The following is a 14,527-nucleotide window of genomic DNA, read 5'->3' on the forward strand; positions in this document are numbered from 1 at the left end:
CGGGTGCGGGTTAGCTATCGCAATGACATCAGTGAAAAAGTCGGGTCGGCGAGCGGCACATCTGATAAATCCCGCCCGGCCGCCATCCAGCGCTTCGCCAGCTTGACGGTGCGCGCATCGTTGAACGCCACCAGCTGCGTCAGGCGCCCGTTTTCGTCCAGCGAGAAGTACAGCGCGTCTTCACGAACTATGGTGCGGCTGCCCGGCTGCGGAATGCCGAGGATCTGAATGTTGTGCTGGTATTGATCCGACCATAGCCACGGCGCGTCGTCATAGCCTGCGGCATCGGGGTTAAGCATCGCTTTTGCCGCCGCCACCGCCTGATTCTGGGCGAAGGCCCAGGACTGAATACAAAGGCCGTAATGATGATGCTGTGCCACATCCCCGGCAGCGAAGATGGACGGATCCGACGTGCGGCCCTGCGCATCCACCACGATCCCGCGTTCGGTTTGCAGCCCCGCGTCGCGCGCCAGCTCCAGATTGAGATCGACGCCGATCCCTACCACCACCGCATCAAAGGTTTCACGTTTGCCATCACAGTGAATGACCGGCAGGCCGTTATCGTCCTCCAGCTCCAGCGCGCCGCAGCCGGTTCGGATCTCCACGCCCTGCTCACGGTGAATGGTCTTTAAGCGCTGCGATACCTCGCCGCTCACCGAGCGCATGCACAGCGCAGGCTGCTGCTCGAACAGGGTGACCGCCACACCGCTTTTGCGCGCAGAAGCGGCAATCTCCAGGCCTATCCAGCCGCCGCCCACAATCGCCAGCTTTTGACTTTCCGCAAGCCGACGTTTCAGGCGCTGCGCGTCCTGCCAGTGGCGGAGGGTGTAGACCTGCGGATGCGCAGCCCATGCCTCGCCCGGCAGGCGCGCCCGCCCTCCGGTGGCAATTAAAAGTATGTTGTAACTAAGACGTTCGCCGTTGCTCAAACGCACCGTTTTCGCATTGCGGTCAATCTGCTCCGCGCGCAGCGGACGGTACCAGGTCAGATTCAGCGCCTGCTGAGCCTCTTCAGTAAAGAGTCGCGGAAGCGACGCGTCCGTCTCCAGCAGAGCCGCTTTCGACAGCGGTGGACGTTCATAAAAATCCCACGCCTCTTCCGCCACCACGCAGATCTCACCGTCAAAGCCCTCGTCGCGCAGGGTTTTCGCCGCCCAGCCTCCCGCCTGACCGCCACCAATAATGACAATGCGCGACGTCATACCGCCTCCGGTTTTTTCTGCTGGCGGCGCGTGTCGTGATCGATCCCGCCTTCCACCGCCCACTCGGTAAAGGAGACCAGCGAATGCTCCAGCTCGCGCGGCTGCCAGTTTTCCGTCAGGTAGTCGTCATTGGTGTAATACTCGAACGCCCCGCCGGTCGGGCTGTTGACGTACCAGAAGTAGGCTGACGACACCGGATGGCGGCCGGGTCCGATAAACGTGCTCCAGGCGTTTTTGTTCATCGCAATCCCGCCGCCGATCACTTCGTGAATATCGCGCACGGTAAAGGCCACGTGGTTCAGGCCGCGCTTGCGGTTCGGCAGCTGCAGCAGGAACAGGTTGTGATGACCCCCGCGCACGCCGCAGCGCAGAAACACGGCGCGGTTGATGTAGCGGTCAGAGACCTGGAAGCCGAGCACCTCGCGGTAAAATGTCTCCACCGCCGCGAGCTCCTCCACGAAGAACACCACGTGCCCCACGTTAATGGGCTGGGCGCGATCGTAAACCGGGCTGGGGGTATCGATACGGCGAGCGTCGCCCCACTGGTTGATCGGCTCAACATTCAGTTCCACGTCGCTCTGCTGGCTGACCTGCACACGCAGCGTCATGCCGTTCGGGTCAAGACACTCCAGGGCATCACCCACTTCGCGAAAGCCGGGTTGCTGCGCAAGCTTCGGACGCAGCGCATCCAGATCGGACTGTGCGGCAACCGCCCACGTCATGCGGCGCAGGGTGTTGCCCGCTTCAAACGCCGGGGGCAGGTCGGGGCTGTCGATCGGGTTTAGTTCCACGCGCGCGCCGCTCAGGGTGGTAAAACGCTGGCCGCTGGCATCGCCCGTCAGGCCAAAATCACGCATAAATTTGGCGCAGTGCGTCAGGTCTTCAACGCCAAATTCCAGCTTTTCAATTCCGGTTACACTCATCGTTCGTTGCCTCATCTGGCCCAAATTGGGCGTAAAACATGCCCGACGCAGCAAAGCGCCTGACGTTAACTCACTGATTTAACTGGCCTGTGATAAATACCCTAAGAAGCCAGAAATTTTGTCCGCCGCCAGACGAACCTCGTTTTGCAGTCGCTCGCGGTCGGCTTGTGGGATCTCTTCCGACGGCACCAGAATGCTCACTACCGCCGCCACGCGATGGCTTCGGTCAAACACCGGATAAACGATGGAGGAGATACCGTGGCGGAAGAAGGATTCACCGATCACGTACCCCCGGGCTTTGTCCTGCTGCACCATCTGCCACAGGGCTTCACGGTCGTGAAGCTGACCCGGTGTGTTGCCCGGCAGGCGCTCATGCGGGAACAGCTGTTCGAAATCGGCGCGGGAAATATCGGTCAACAGCATGCGACCAAGCGAGGTGCAGTGCACCGGCAAACGGGTACCAATGCTGACCTGGTTGATGCGTGATCCAGCGGCGCTGACGCGGGCGATGTAGATGATGTCGCGACCGTCGCGGATCGCCAGATGACTGCTGCACTGGCTCACGTCGCGCAGTTGTTCAATCACCGGCTGACCCACCTGCGCCACATCCAGCGAGGCGATGTACTCAAAGCCCAGACGCAGCACGTTCATGCCGAGCGAGAAGGTATTGGTACGGGTGTTGCGCTCCAGAAAGCCCATATACTCCAGGGTCTGCACCACGCGGTAGGCGGTGGCCTTCGGCATATCCACCAGCCGGTGCAGCTCGGCAAAGGTCAGTTCGCGATGCTGCTCACCAAAGGCTAACAGCAGCTGCAGGCCACGCTCCAGCCCCGGTACCAGATACTTCACTTCCTGATCGTTTGCCATCATCGCCCTACCTTAGTTAAAGACAAAACCGCCGTTGACCGGGATCAGCTGCCCGGTGATAAACCGCGACAGATCGCTTAACAGCCAGACCACGCTGCCGGTGACATCTTCCGGCTGCTGTGCCCCTGTTAACGCCCGGCCGTTTTCGTAGAGTTGGTGTCGTTCGGCGGGAACATATTCCGTTGCCTCGACGCGGGTCAGCCCCGGCGCGATGGCGTTGATTCGAATACGCTTTTCACCAAGCTCGCGCGCCATTGAGCGGGTCATGGCAATCACGGCCCCTTTGCTGGCCACGTAGGCCATCAGGCGCGGCGCGCCCCAAAGTGCTGTGTCGGACGCCACGTTCACGATCCCTGCGCCATCGCGCAGCAGCGGCACGGCGGCGCGCGTCACCAGCCAGGTGCCTTTGACGTTGACGCGCATCACCCGGTCCCACAGATCCGGGTCGTAATCGAGCATATTTTTGCCGCCCACGCCGGTCGCCATCGCCGCGTTATTTACCAACCCGTCAATCTGCCCCTGCTCGCCAATCGCATTGAATACCTGCTCAATGGAGGCCGGATCGGCGAGATCGATAACGTACGATTCGATCGTAAAACCCTGTGCCCGCAGAGCGTGTGCGCTTTCGGCCAGCTCGCCTTCAAGAATGTCGCACATCACCACCGCGGCGCCCTGCTCCGCGCAGGCGCTGGCGAAGTGATAGCCCAGCCCGCGCGCGGCGCCGGTCACCACGATGCGTTTCCCGCTCAGCAGCGCATTCATCAGGCCGCTCCCTGCTGCGCTTCACGCATTGCCAGTTGCTCTTTAGCGGCCTTTTGCATCATGCGGCGCAGGCGCGAGAGGCCGACATCGTGCTGGTACAGGTATTCATGGTCGCGGGCATTTGGCGCCAGGCTTTCCAGCACCACGCGGTCCTGCTCCAGCACCTCCCAGTGCAGCTTTTCCAGGCGGTTGCGGTACATGAAGCGCCACATATCGCGCTGCCAGCCCTGTACGCGGCGGATACGCCAGAAGAAGACGCGGCAGTTGTCGTTATCTTCCGGCACCACCATGCCAACGATGAAGAAGTGGCCACCCGGTCCGAAACGCTTCTTATAGGGAATGGAGAGTCTCATCCAGCAGGTGCCACTATTGCCCAGCTCCACCCAGTCGAAGTTGACGCCGCTCTGCCCTTTTTTCTCGAAGATAAAGCCGGTCTTCGTCGGCTGGAGGACCATGTCGGCCTTGCGATCCCCTTCCGCCATCGAGTGCGAGGAGGAGTGGAGATACGTACCGTGCATCGGATCCATCACGTTTTCCAGCGCGTACTGATAGTTACATTTCCAGGCTGCGGTGCAGAGGAAGTTGCTGAAATGTTCCGTGTCGGCGAGTTCATCCGGGAAGGTCAGCTCGTCCGGCTGCTGATCGGCGGTGACGCCAAACCACAGGAAGATGGCACCGTGCGCCTCCTGCACCTGATAGCTGCGCACGCACTGCTGGCCGACCAGCGGACATTTGTCTACGGCGGGCACGTCTTTCACTTCACCGTTTCCCGCCACTTCCACGCCGTGATACCAGCAGGCGATGCGGTCGCCGAGATTCCAGCCCATCGACAGACGCGCACCGCGGTGCGGACAGCGGTCTTCCAGCGCCTGCACCTGACCATCTTTATTGCGCCAGACCACAATCTGTTCGCCCAGACGAGTAATGCCCACGGGCGCAGACTGCACTTCCCAGCTCGCCAGCACCGGATACCAGAGGCCACGCAGACCTTTATCGAGATAGTTTTGTACGGTAGTTGTCATCGCGTCGTCCTCAGTAGCCGTTAACCTGTAAGAATGCCTGGAAGCTGGCGTCGCTCCACGGCTCGCCCTGCTGGTCATGCATGCGCACCGCATTCAGCCCGTTGACCAGCTCCGGCAAGGTTTCAACGCCCTGCTCAAAGAGATCTTCCAGCGTGGCGATAAGGCTCATTTCCCAGTTTTCCGGCACCCGGCTGCGGGTCTGCCAGATCAGGTTCTGATACTCACCCGGTTTATGAATGGCGCCGTTCCCGCCCTCTGCCGGGGGCGTAAACTGGCGGCTTTCGGGCAGCGCCGGGTTGAAGTTCAGGATGTCGCTCATGCCACGGTCTCCTCGACAAAAGTAATCTGGATTTGGTTTTCAAATACCCGAACCGGGTAGCTGTTGAGGTTTCGGCCGCCGGGGCCGTGCAGGCACTGGCCGGTTTTGACGTCGAACACCGCCTCGTGCAGCGGGCATTCCACTTTGCCGTCCTCGACAAAGCCCTGACTCAGCAGCGCATAGGCGTGCGGGCATACGTCTTCCAGCGCGTAATATTCGCCGTCGATTAAATAAACGCCGATCTCTTTACCTTCAACGTTGCCGCTAAAAGGGAAATCTTCCTGTACTTGTTCTGCGTCACATACGCCTATCCAGCTCATCACGATCCTCCAGGCTTTTGTTTCATATATGAAACTCTGTTTCTTATTTAATACGGTCAATATAAAAGCGATGAATGTTTCGTCAAGCGTCAATGTGACGAATTTGTTAATAAATCGGCAATTAATAAGCTAAGTGTGCAAGGGATCACGAAAAAATGCAGCGATATGAAATTTTCATTATTAAGGCGTGAATGAATACGTTTTAGTGATGAACTCAAAGCGCAAATAAAAAATATTGACTTCTTTTCTTTTTCTTCCTTAAAAATAAACAACTGAAAAAGCACCGTGTTTCACCTGTGAAACACATTTAAAAATACATCTTTAAAAACAACAAGTTTCACTGGTGAACCATTTTACATCCGTGACAATCACATTGATAAAAATATAAATGCGAGAACGCATAAGGCGGGCAATATGACGGCAAGATGGCAAGGCACAATTGCACTGTTATTTCTCATTATTATTTCCTACATTGACCGGGTAAATATCTCGGTGATGATTTTAAACCCGGAATTTGCCGAACACTTTCAGTTAAATGAAAACAGAATGTTACAGGGAATGTTAATGACCTGCTTTCTTCTGGGTTATGGATTATCGGCTTTATTATTAACACCGGTTATCGAAAGCAAACTGCATTATCGACATGGATTATTAAGCAGCATTGCGATTTGGGCTCTGGTCTGCGCCATTTCTCCCTTACTCGGATCGCTAATGGGAATGCTCATCGCCCGTGTGATTCTGGGGATCGCTGAGGGACCGCTCTTTTCACTGAAAACCCGCTTTATCAGCGATAACTTTCGTGCGGAAGAGGTTGGCAAACCCAACGCCGTGACCGCACTGGGCGTCTCACTCGGTCTGGCCGTGGGCTTTCCGCTGGTGACCTGGCTGATGGCCCATCTGAGCTGGGCCGGATCGTTTTATGCGCTGGCGGCAATCAACCTGGTGCTCGGTGGCGGCCTGATCTGGCGTTTCCTGCCGGCACCGCGCGGTACAGTAAAAATGCACAAACGGGGGCTCGCAGAGACAGTGATGCTTGCGTGGCAAACCCCGCTGTTGGGCTGGATCCTGCTGGTTGAAATCGCCACGCTGAGTTATCTCTGGGGGAGCAGCGCCTGGCTCCCGGCGTGGCTACGCGACGAACATCACTTCTCACTGCACGCCACGGGCATGCTCGCGGCCATCCCCTTCCTGTTGAGCCTGGGCTCAAAATTCCTTGGCGGGGTACTGCTCGATAAAATGCGGCCGGAACAGGCACCGCTGCTGTTTGTCGCGGGCGGGGCGCTGACGGCGTTATCCGTGATCGCGCTGATGCTCAGCCATCAGCCTGCCTGGCTGGCGCTGTTTATGCTGTCGGCTAACGTCTTCTGGGGACTTCAGGGCGCGGCCATTCCGGCGGTGATCCAACATCACGCCGCGCGGGAGGCGGTGGGAAGCGCGTACGGCATCATTAATGGGATCGGCAATCTCTGCGCCGCCTTTATTCCACTGCTGATGGGGATGGTGATGAGATCGGTGGGGTCGGTCAGCTCTGGCTTTTCCGTGCTGGTGGTGTCGCAGATTATCACTCTGCTGGCGGGAGGAATGTTGCTGCTGCGCATGCGTCGCGCAGCAGCAATCAGCGCGTAAGGTTTATTCGCCTTTTTTCGCAGCCTGGATATAGAGCATTTCCAGTGCCAGGGTCGCCGCGGCCAGCGCGGTGATCTCGGACTGGTCATAGGCAGGCGCCACTTCCACCACGTCCATCCCGACAATGTTCAGATCCTTCAGGCCGCGCACCAGTTTGATGGCGCGGTCTGAGGTCAGCCCGCCGATCACCGGCGTACCGGTGCCCGGCGCAAACGCCGGATCCAGACAGTCGATGTCGAAGGTCAGGTACACCGGCATATCACCGACGATCTGCTTAACCTGCGCGATGATGTCATCCACGCCGCGATCGTTCACCTGACAGGCGTCCAGCACGGTGAAGCCGTTGTCTTTGTCAAACTCGGTACGGATACCGATCTGCACGGAGTGGTTAGGATCGATCAGACCTTCATTCGGCGCGGTGTAGAACATGGTGCCGTGGTCGAACTCGCAGCCGTTCGCGTAGGTGTCGGTGTGCGCATCGAAGTGCACCAGCGCCATTTTACCGAAGTGCTTCGCGTGGGCGCGCAGCAGCGGCAGGGTCACGAAGTGGTCGCCACCGAAGGAGAGCATGCGCTTACCGGCAGCCAGCAGTTTCTCGGCGTGGGCCTGCAGCTTCTCGCTCATTTCACGGGCGTCACCGAAGGCATACACCAGGTCGCCGCAGTCCACCACGTTCAGGCGTTCGCGCATGTCGAAGTTCCACGGGAAGCGGTTATGCTCCCAGGCCAGGTTGGTGGAAACCTGACGGATCGCCGCCGGGCCGTGACGACCGCCCGCACGGCCTGATGTGGCCATATCAAACGGCACGCCGGTGATCACCCAGTCAGCATCGCTGTCGTACGGCTGGAAGTTCATCGGAAGGCGTAAAAAACCAAACGCGTTAGATACCAGAGAGTTGTCGTACTGATGACCTAAAGTGCTCATGTCCTGACCTCTTTTAAAGTCGATGCGTTAAAAACAGATGAAAAAAAATCCCCTCCGCGTCGTTAAACCCGACGAGGAAGGGATTGATTCGTAAATCGCTTATTGGGGCGAATTATCGCCGTTAATTCATACGGGTTCAAGTGAGTATAGGGCATTGTGCGGCCTTTGGCCCTCACCCTAACCCTCTCCCACGGGGAGAGGGAATTTGAATACCCTCTCCAACCGGGAGAGGGAGGTTTGCCTTATTCGTCTTCCAGGTAGGTGTACCCGTACAGACCCGCTTCAAACTCTTCCAGGAACTGCTGCTGCAGCGCGTCATCCAGACCGGTGTTTTTCACCTGATCGCGGAATTGCGTCAGCAGGGTTTTCGGATCCAGCTGCACGTATTCCAGCATGTCCGCCACGGTGTCACCTTCGTCAGACAGCTCCACTTCCACGCTGCCGTCAGGGAAGACAAACACGTCAACCGCTTCGGTATCACCGAACAGGTTATGCATATTGCCAAGGATCTCCTGATACGCGCCGACCATAAAGAAGCCCAGCATTGGCGGGTTCTCCGGGTCGTATTCCGGCATTGGCATGGTCGTTGCGATACCGTCGCCGTCAACATAGTGGTCGATGGCACCGTCGGAGTCACAGGTGATGTCCAGCAGCACCGCACGACGTTCCGGGGCGTGATTCAGCCCTTCCAGCGGCAGAACCGGGAACAGCTGATCGATACCCCAGGCATCCGGCATCGACTGGAACAGCGAGAAGTTGACATAAATCTTGTCCGCCATACGTTCCTGCAATTCGTCGATAATCGGACGGTGCGCACGGTTGCTCGGGTCCAGCTGTTTCTGCACTTCATGGCACATGTTCAAATAAATCTGCTCGGCCCACGCGCGCTCCTGCAGGCTAAAGGTGCCTGAAGAGTAGCCGACGTGAATATCATGCAGGTCCATCTGGCTGTCGTGCAGCCATTCGCGCAGTGAACGGCGCGTGCCTGGCTCGTGCATCTCCTGCCAGGTTTCCCACATGCTTTGCAGCGAACGCGGGGCATCGTCTTGCGGAGGCGTCGCTTCGGTGATTTCGCTGCGCTCAACGCCGATGATGTTAGAGACCAGCACCGTATGGTGCGCGGTCACCGCGCGGCCAGACTCGGTGATCACCGTCGGGTGCGGCAGGCCGTGCTCTTCACAGGCATCGCCAATCGCCCAGATAATGTTGTTCGCGTATTCGTTCAGGCCGTAGTTCACGGAGCAGTCGGACTGCGAGCGGGTACCTTCATAGTCCACGCCCAGGCCGCCACCCACGTCAAAGCACTGAATATTGACGCCGAGCTTGTGCAGCTCAACGTAGAAACGCGCTGACTCACGCACGCCGGTAGCGATATCACGAATGTTGGCCATCTGCGAACCGAGGTGGAAGTGCAGCAGTTGAATGCTGTCCAGACGACCGCGCTCGCGCAGAATTTCCACCAGTTGCAGTACCTGGTTTGCCGCCAGACCGAATTTAGATTTTTCGCCGCCGGAGGACTGCCATTTACCGGAACCCTGCGAGGCCAGACGCGCACGCACGCCAAGACGTGGCACCACGTTCAGGCGCTCGGCTTCTTCCAGCACGATAGCGATTTCTGTCATCTTCTCGATAACCAGATAGACCTTATGGCCCATCTTCTCGCCAATCAGCGCCAGACGAATGTATTCACGGTCTTTATAGCCGTTACAGACGATCACTGAACGGGTCATGCCCGCATGCGCCAGTACGGCCATCAGCTCTGCTTTTGAACCCGCTTCCAGGCCCAGCGGTTCGCCGGAGTGGATCAGGGATTCAATGACGCGGCGGTGCTGGTTCACCTTGATGGGGTAAACCAGGAAGTAGTCGCCTTTGTAACCGTAAGATTCACGCGCACGCTTGAACGCGGCGTTAATAGAACGCAGACGGTGTTGCAGGATCTGCGGGAAGCAGAACAGTGCAGGCAAACGCTGGCCCTGCGCCTCACGTGCTTTCACCAGTTTGGCGAGATCCACGCGCGCTTCAGGGACGTCCGGGTCCGGGCAGACGCTGATGTGGCCCAGCTCGTTGACGTCGTAGTAGTTATTGCCCCACCAGGCAATATTGTAAGTGCGCAGCATCTTGCTGGCTTCCTGGGAGCTCATCGCAACCTCCTGCATGGAACGTAGTACACCCTGTTCGCCCGCTGACGAAGGCGAAAAAGAAGACATGTCGTCAGACATAGCGAACCTCAACTCTTTGTATTAAGTGTAAAACAGTTGACTACTATCGCAGCGTTATACGGCGATAACAACCCATAAACGGCTCCGTTTCCCAGCAGAGTATGCTGAAATCCAGACCGTGCGACCGGTTTCTTATTCATATCATTGTAAAACACGTATCCGAACTCTGTATGACAAGGTTCGGCGAAACCACGAGAAAACTCTTGTATTAACAAGAGCGCCCTTGTTCAGTTTTCACAAAGCGTGACCGGCTCTGGAATCCTGAGAAGCGCCGAGATGGGTATAACATCGGCAGGTTTGCAGACTAGAAATGCGGGTTGCGGGAATCAAATGCGCGCCAGAACGGCTGCGCTGAATTAGCGGAAAACGATGGTTCATTATCTCGTATCACCTCCACGGCCGCCTCTGCTGAAACGGACCACAAGCCAAAGCTAAAAGTTCACTGCTTAACCCGGCTGGAAGTGGCGACACGATGAGTTCATCGAGCGCTTTTTTGGTATGAGCCGCGCGCCGCGTTTTATACCGAGAACAGGGGTAAAAAGCAAAAGATAAATACGCGGGTTGCCAGGAGCGTCAGGAAAAATTTCCAGTAATGAATTCAACTCAGTGAGAGCGTTGTCAAAAAAAACTGGAAATCGGGCGAAGAAGTGACCTAAAATAGCCATCCAGATGTTAATCCATCTATACTGATTAACACTCATACTGCCAGTGTCAAAAAACCTGCGGCCTTGGTAGAATTATCTCCTTTGGCTATTCCACACAGCAGCTTGAGCTAACCAAATTCCTCTTAGGTGAAATAAAACATGGCAAAACACCTGTTTACGTCCGAGTCCGTATCAGAAGGACATCCTGATAAAATTGCTGACCAAATCTCCGATGCGGTGCTGGATGCGATCCTGACTCAGGATCCGAAAGCGCGCGTAGCGTGTGAAACCTATGTCAAAACCGGCATGGTTCTGGTTGGCGGTGAGATCACCACCAGCGCATGGGTTGATATCGAAGAGATCACCCGTAACACGGTACGTGAGATCGGTTATGTACATTCTGATATGGGCTTTGATGCCAATTCCTGCGCGGTTCTGAGCGCAATTGGTAAACAGTCTCCAGACATCAACCAGGGCGTTGACCGTGCCGATCCGCTGGAACAGGGCGCGGGTGACCAGGGCCTGATGTTCGGCTATGCAACCAACGAAACCGACGTGCTGATGCCAGCACCGGTGACCTACGCGCACCGTCTGGTGCAGCGCCAGGCTGAAGTGCGTAAAAACGGCACCCTGCCATGGCTGCGCCCGGATGCAAAAAGCCAGGTGACCTTCCAGTACGACGACGGCAAAATCGTCGGCATTGACGCGGTGGTTCTGTCTACCCAGCATGCCGAAGATATCGATCAGAAATCCCTGCAGGAAGCAGTGATGGAAGAGATCATCAAGCCTGTTCTGCCAACCGAATGGCTGAGCAGCGCAACCAAATACTTCATCAACCCAACCGGACGCTTTGTGATTGGCGGCCCAATGGGTGACTGCGGTCTGACCGGTCGTAAAATCATCGTTGATACCTACGGCGGCATGGCGCGTCACGGTGGCGGTGCATTCTCCGGTAAAGATCCATCAAAAGTGGACCGTTCTGCTGCTTATGCTGCACGCTATGTGGCGAAAAACATCGTTGCTGCAGGCCTGGCTGACCGCTGTGAGATCCAGGTTTCCTACGCCATCGGCGTGGCAGAGCCAACCTCCATCATGGTTGAAACCTTCGGTACTGAAAAAGTGCCTTCAGAACAGCTGACCCTGCTGGTGCGCGAGTTCTTCGACCTGCGTCCATACGGCCTGATTCAGATGCTGGATCTGCTGCACCCAATCTACAAAGAAACCGCTGCATACGGTCACTTTGGTCGCGAACATTTCCCATGGGAAAAAACCGACAAAGCCGCTCTGCTGCGTGAAGCTGCCGGTCTGAAGTAATCGACTACCCGCTGCTTAAACAGGCCAGCCTTTGTGCTGGCCTTTTTTATGGCGGGTGGCGGCAATGTTTGGAACCGCTTACACCTCACTTTCTATACCCCGCTTTCAGAATATTCTCTTTGCATGATCGCCTTTCTTCTGCTGTTACATTTCCTTTCAGTTAAGTCTGAAATTCAAACAAACGCGATGCACATCAATTAATTTACCTCTATATTTTCAAAGCTTTAATTATTTTTACGGTTGCAGCTTAGTGTAACCGATTACACCATTGTGATTTGTCTCACATATTTTTACGGGTCGCTCACCTACCCTTAACATCGATAAAACTGATAACCCAACTGGAGGGCATAATGCCTGACAATAATAAACAGGGGCGTACGTCCAACAAGGCGATGACTTTCTTCGTCTGCTTCCTTGCCGCCCTGGCAGGATTACTCTTTGGCCTGGATATCGGCGTGATTGCCGGCGCTCTTCCCTTCATCGCAGACGAATTCCAGATTAACGCACACACCCAGGAATGGGTGGTCAGCTCCATGATGTTTGGCGCGGCCGTTGGGGCCGTCGGCAGCGGCTGGCTCTCTTTCAAACTGGGACGTAAAAAGAGCCTGATGATTGGCGCGATCCTCTTCGTCGCCGGTTCCCTCTTCTCTGCCGCCGCCCCTAACGTTGAAGTGCTTATTCTTTCCCGCGTGCTGTTGGGGCTGGCCGTGGGCGTGGCGTCTTATACCGCGCCGCTTTACCTGTCAGAAATCGCGCCGGAGAAAATCCGCGGCAGTATGATTTCGATGTACCAGCTGATGATCACCATCGGTATTTTGGGCGCTTACCTGTCCGATACCGCGTTCAGCTACAGCGGCGCATGGCGCTGGATGCTGGGCGTGATCATCATTCCAGCCGTTCTGCTGCTGATTGGCGTCTTCTTCCTGCCGGACAGCCCGCGCTGGTTTGCCGCCAAACGCCGCTTCCACGATGCTGAACGGGTACTCTTACGCCTGCGAGATACCAGCGCAGAGGCGAAGAATGAGCTGGAAGAGATCCGCGAAAGCCTGAAGGTGAAACAGTCTGGCTGGGCGCTGTTCAAAGAGAACAGCAACTTCCGCCGCGCGGTGTTCCTTGGCGTGCTGTTACAGGTAATGCAACAGTTCACCGGGATGAACGTCATCATGTATTACGCGCCAAAAATCTTTGAACTGGCGGGTTATACCAATACCACCGAGCAGATGTGGGGCACCGTGATCGTGGGGCTGACCAACGTGCTGGCGACCTTCATCGCGATCGGTCTGGTCGATCGCTGGGGACGTAAGCCAACGCTGACTCTGGGCTTCCTGGTGATGGCCGCCGGTATGGGGATTCTCGGTACCATGATGCACATGGGCATTCACTCTCCAACCGCGCAGTACCTGGCGGTAGGTATGCTGCTGATGTTTATCGTCGGGTTTGCAATGAGTGCCGGTCCGCTGATTTGGGTGCTGTGCTCTGAAATCCAGCCGCTGAAAGGGCGTGATTTCGGTATCACCTGCTCTACCGCGACCAACTGGATTGCCAATATGATCGTCGGTGCCACGTTCCTCACCATGCTCAACACGCTGGGTAATGCGAACACCTTCTGGGTCTACGCCGGTCTGAACCTGTTCTTTATTATTCTCACCGTCTGGCTGGTTCCTGAAACCAAACACGTTTCACTGGAACACATTGAACGTAACCTGATGAAAGGTCGTCCGCTGCGCGAAATCGGCGCACACGACTAATCCTCTTGCGGGAGGCGCCTCTTGCGCCTCCCCGCTTCGCGCTTTATGCTCTGCCCCTATGAAAGCACCCCGTCTCCCCATCGCCATTCAGCAAGCCGTTATGCGCAGCCTGCGGGAAAAACTCGCCCAGGCCAACCTGAAGCTCGGCCGTAATTATCCGGAGCCGAAACTCGTCTACCACCAGCGAGGAACCGCGGCGGGTACCGCCTGGCTGGAATCCTATGAGATCCGCCTGAACCCGGTTCTGATGATGGAAAACCAGCAGGCGTTTATCGAGGAGGTGGTACCGCACGAACTGGCACACCTTCTGGTATGGAAACACTTCGGCCGCGTGGCTCCGCACGGCAAAGAGTGGAAATGGATGATGGAGGCGGTACTCGGCGTTCCGGCACGCCGTACTCATCAGTTTGAACTGGAATCGGTACGCCGTAATACCTTCCCCTACCGCTGCCAGTGCCAACAGCATCAGCTCACCGTTCGTCGCCATAATCGTGTGGTACGCGGCGAGGCAACCTACCGCTGCGTGAAGTGCGGCGAGCCACTGGTCGCAGAATAACCAACTGAACTTTCAGGAACTTTCCTGATCTGGCTGATTGCATACCGGAACAACTTTCGCTACGTTGCGGGCTCGTTTTGA

15 protein-coding genes are annotated in these 14,527 nt (G+C 56.7%); 4 read left to right on the forward strand and 11 right to left on the reverse strand.

The genetic code is table 11. The features are described 5' to 3' along the window. Positions 1 to 14: 14 nt before the first annotated feature. The 7 genes from ACQG22_RS19430 to ACQG22_RS19460 form a co-directional block, all read right to left on the reverse strand. Positions 15 to 1,202 (reverse strand): NAD(P)/FAD-dependent oxidoreductase, encoded by a 1,188-nt coding sequence (locus ACQG22_RS19430; protein WP_369706547.1) that lies wholly within the window; start codon positions 1,200 to 1,202, stop codon positions 15 to 17. Then, complete coding sequence (locus tag ACQG22_RS19435; protein WP_038983556.1) at positions 1,199 to 2,125, reverse strand: VOC family protein; 927 nt, start codon at positions 2,123 to 2,125, stop codon at positions 1,199 to 1,201. Before ACQG22_RS19435 ends, ACQG22_RS19430 begins: the two co-directional genes overlap by 4 nt. A 78-nt stretch (positions 2,126 to 2,203) precedes the next feature. Continuing rightward, positions 2,204 to 2,992 carry an IclR family transcriptional regulator gene (locus tag ACQG22_RS19440; protein ID WP_038983568.1) on the reverse strand — a complete coding sequence of 263 codons (789 nt, stop codon included), beginning with the start codon at positions 2,990 to 2,992 and terminating at the stop codon, positions 2,204 to 2,206. A gap of 12 nt (positions 2,993 to 3,004) precedes the next feature. Further along, positions 3,005 to 3,754, reverse strand: coding sequence for an SDR family oxidoreductase (locus ACQG22_RS19445; RefSeq protein WP_349705444.1), 750 nt, complete (start codon positions 3,752 to 3,754; stop codon positions 3,005 to 3,007). After that, complete coding sequence (locus tag ACQG22_RS19450; RefSeq protein WP_013098652.1) at positions 3,754 to 4,776, reverse strand: aromatic ring-hydroxylating oxygenase subunit alpha; 1,023 nt, start codon at positions 4,774 to 4,776, stop codon at positions 3,754 to 3,756. Before ACQG22_RS19450 ends, ACQG22_RS19445 begins: the two co-directional genes overlap by 1 nt. Positions 4,777 to 4,786: 10 nt before the next feature. Beyond that, entirely contained in the window at positions 4,787 to 5,095 is a 309-nt protein-coding gene (locus tag ACQG22_RS19455; RefSeq protein WP_020687064.1) for a recombinase-like helix-turn-helix domain-containing protein, read from the reverse strand. Then, entirely contained in the window at positions 5,092 to 5,415 is a 324-nt protein-coding gene (locus tag ACQG22_RS19460) for a Rieske (2Fe-2S) protein (RefSeq protein ID WP_369706554.1), read from the reverse strand. The genes ACQG22_RS19455 and ACQG22_RS19460 overlap by 4 nt, the downstream gene beginning before the upstream one ends. A 414-nt stretch (positions 5,416 to 5,829) precedes the next feature. On the opposite strand from ACQG22_RS19460, the gene ACQG22_RS19465 reads away from it, so the two are divergent. Then, the gene (locus ACQG22_RS19465) at positions 5,830 to 7,041 is read left to right on the forward strand and encodes an MFS transporter (RefSeq protein WP_369706546.1); all 1,212 of its coding nucleotides are present in this window, start codon (positions 5,830 to 5,832) and stop codon (positions 7,039 to 7,041) included. A gap of 3 nt (positions 7,042 to 7,044) precedes the next feature. On the opposite strand, the gene speB is transcribed toward ACQG22_RS19465, so the two are convergent. The 4 genes from speB to ACQG22_RS19485 form a co-directional block, all read right to left on the reverse strand. Continuing rightward, a complete protein-coding gene (gene speB / locus ACQG22_RS19470; protein WP_002434404.1) occupies positions 7,045 to 7,965 on the reverse strand; it encodes an agmatinase in 921 nt (306 codons plus the stop codon). A 242-nt stretch (positions 7,966 to 8,207) separates the two neighbouring features. Continuing rightward, complete coding sequence (gene speA, locus ACQG22_RS19475) at positions 8,208 to 10,184, reverse strand: biosynthetic arginine decarboxylase (RefSeq protein ID WP_102751602.1); 1,977 nt, start codon at positions 10,182 to 10,184, stop codon at positions 8,208 to 8,210. Between the two features lie 8 nt (positions 10,185 to 10,192). After that, positions 10,193 to 10,324 carry an acid stress response protein YqgB gene (yqgB, locus tag ACQG22_RS19480; RefSeq protein WP_127312443.1) on the reverse strand — a complete coding sequence of 44 codons (132 nt, stop codon included), beginning with the start codon at positions 10,322 to 10,324 and terminating at the stop codon, positions 10,193 to 10,195. A gap of 94 nt (positions 10,325 to 10,418) precedes the next feature. Then, positions 10,419 to 10,562: a hypothetical protein gene (locus ACQG22_RS19485; RefSeq protein ID WP_418250466.1), complete on the reverse strand. Its 144-nt coding sequence runs from the start codon at positions 10,560 to 10,562 to the stop codon at positions 10,419 to 10,421. Between the two features lie 425 nt (positions 10,563 to 10,987). Here ACQG22_RS19485 and metK point away from each other — a divergent pair, with 425 nt between their 5' ends. The 3 genes from metK to ACQG22_RS19500 all read left to right on the forward strand — a co-directional run bounded on the left by metK (position 10,988) and on the right by ACQG22_RS19500 (position 14,446). Beyond that, complete coding sequence (gene metK / locus ACQG22_RS19490; RefSeq protein ID WP_013098658.1) at positions 10,988 to 12,142, forward strand: methionine adenosyltransferase; 1,155 nt, start codon at positions 10,988 to 10,990, stop codon at positions 12,140 to 12,142. 350 nt (positions 12,143 to 12,492) lie between these two features. Further along, positions 12,493 to 13,890, forward strand: a complete 1,398-nt coding sequence (gene galP, locus ACQG22_RS19495) for a galactose/proton symporter (RefSeq protein ID WP_013098659.1) — start codon at positions 12,493 to 12,495, stop codon at positions 13,888 to 13,890. 58 nt (positions 13,891 to 13,948) lie between these two features. Further along, a complete protein-coding gene (locus tag ACQG22_RS19500; RefSeq protein ID WP_028027997.1) occupies positions 13,949 to 14,446 on the forward strand; it encodes a SprT family zinc-dependent metalloprotease in 498 nt (165 codons plus the stop codon). The last annotated feature ends 81 nt before the right edge of the window (positions 14,447 to 14,527 follow it).

This window comes from Enterobacter cloacae complex sp. 309I3, from assembly GCF_050031595.1.
In the GTDB taxonomy this organism is placed as follows: Bacteria; Pseudomonadota; Gammaproteobacteria; order Enterobacterales; family Enterobacteriaceae; genus Enterobacter; species Enterobacter cloacae.

Coding starts and splice junctions, on each gene's coding strand:
- ACQG22_RS19430 (WP_369706547.1), bottom strand. CDS start 1,202: ATGACGTCGCGCATTGTCATTATTGGTGGCGGTCAGGCGGGAGGCTGG.
- ACQG22_RS19435 (WP_038983556.1), bottom strand. CDS start 2,125: ATGAGTGTAACCGGAATTGAAAAGCTGGAATTTGGCGTTGAAGACCTG.
- ACQG22_RS19440 (WP_038983568.1), bottom strand. CDS start 2,992: ATGGCAAACGATCAGGAAGTGAAGTATCTGGTACCGGGGCTGGAGCGT.
- ACQG22_RS19445 (WP_349705444.1), bottom strand. CDS start 3,754: ATGAATGCGCTGCTGAGCGGGAAACGCATCGTGGTGACCGGCGCCGCG.
- ACQG22_RS19450 (WP_013098652.1), bottom strand. CDS start 4,776: ATGACAACTACCGTACAAAACTATCTCGATAAAGGTCTGCGTGGCCTC.
- ACQG22_RS19455 (WP_020687064.1), bottom strand. CDS start 5,095: ATGAGCGACATCCTGAACTTCAACCCGGCGCTGCCCGAAAGCCGCCAG.
- ACQG22_RS19460 (WP_369706554.1), bottom strand. CDS start 5,415: ATGAGCTGGATAGGCGTATGTGACGCAGAACAAGTACAGGAAGATTTC.
- ACQG22_RS19465 (WP_369706546.1), top strand. CDS start 5,830: ATGACGGCAAGATGGCAAGGCACAATTGCACTGTTATTTCTCATTATT.
- speB (WP_002434404.1), bottom strand. CDS start 7,965: ATGAGCACTTTAGGTCATCAGTACGACAACTCTCTGGTATCTAACGCG.
- speA (WP_102751602.1), bottom strand. CDS start 10,184: ATGTCTGACGACATGTCTTCTTTTTCGCCTTCGTCAGCGGGCGAACAG.
- yqgB (WP_127312443.1), bottom strand. CDS start 10,324: ATGAATAAGAAACCGGTCGCACGGTCTGGATTTCAGCATACTCTGCTG.
- ACQG22_RS19485 (WP_418250466.1), bottom strand. CDS start 10,562: ATGAACCATCGTTTTCCGCTAATTCAGCGCAGCCGTTCTGGCGCGCAT.
- metK (WP_013098658.1), top strand. CDS start 10,988: ATGGCAAAACACCTGTTTACGTCCGAGTCCGTATCAGAAGGACATCCT.
- galP (WP_013098659.1), top strand. CDS start 12,493: ATGCCTGACAATAATAAACAGGGGCGTACGTCCAACAAGGCGATGACT.
- ACQG22_RS19500 (WP_028027997.1), top strand. CDS start 13,949: ATGAAAGCACCCCGTCTCCCCATCGCCATTCAGCAAGCCGTTATGCGC.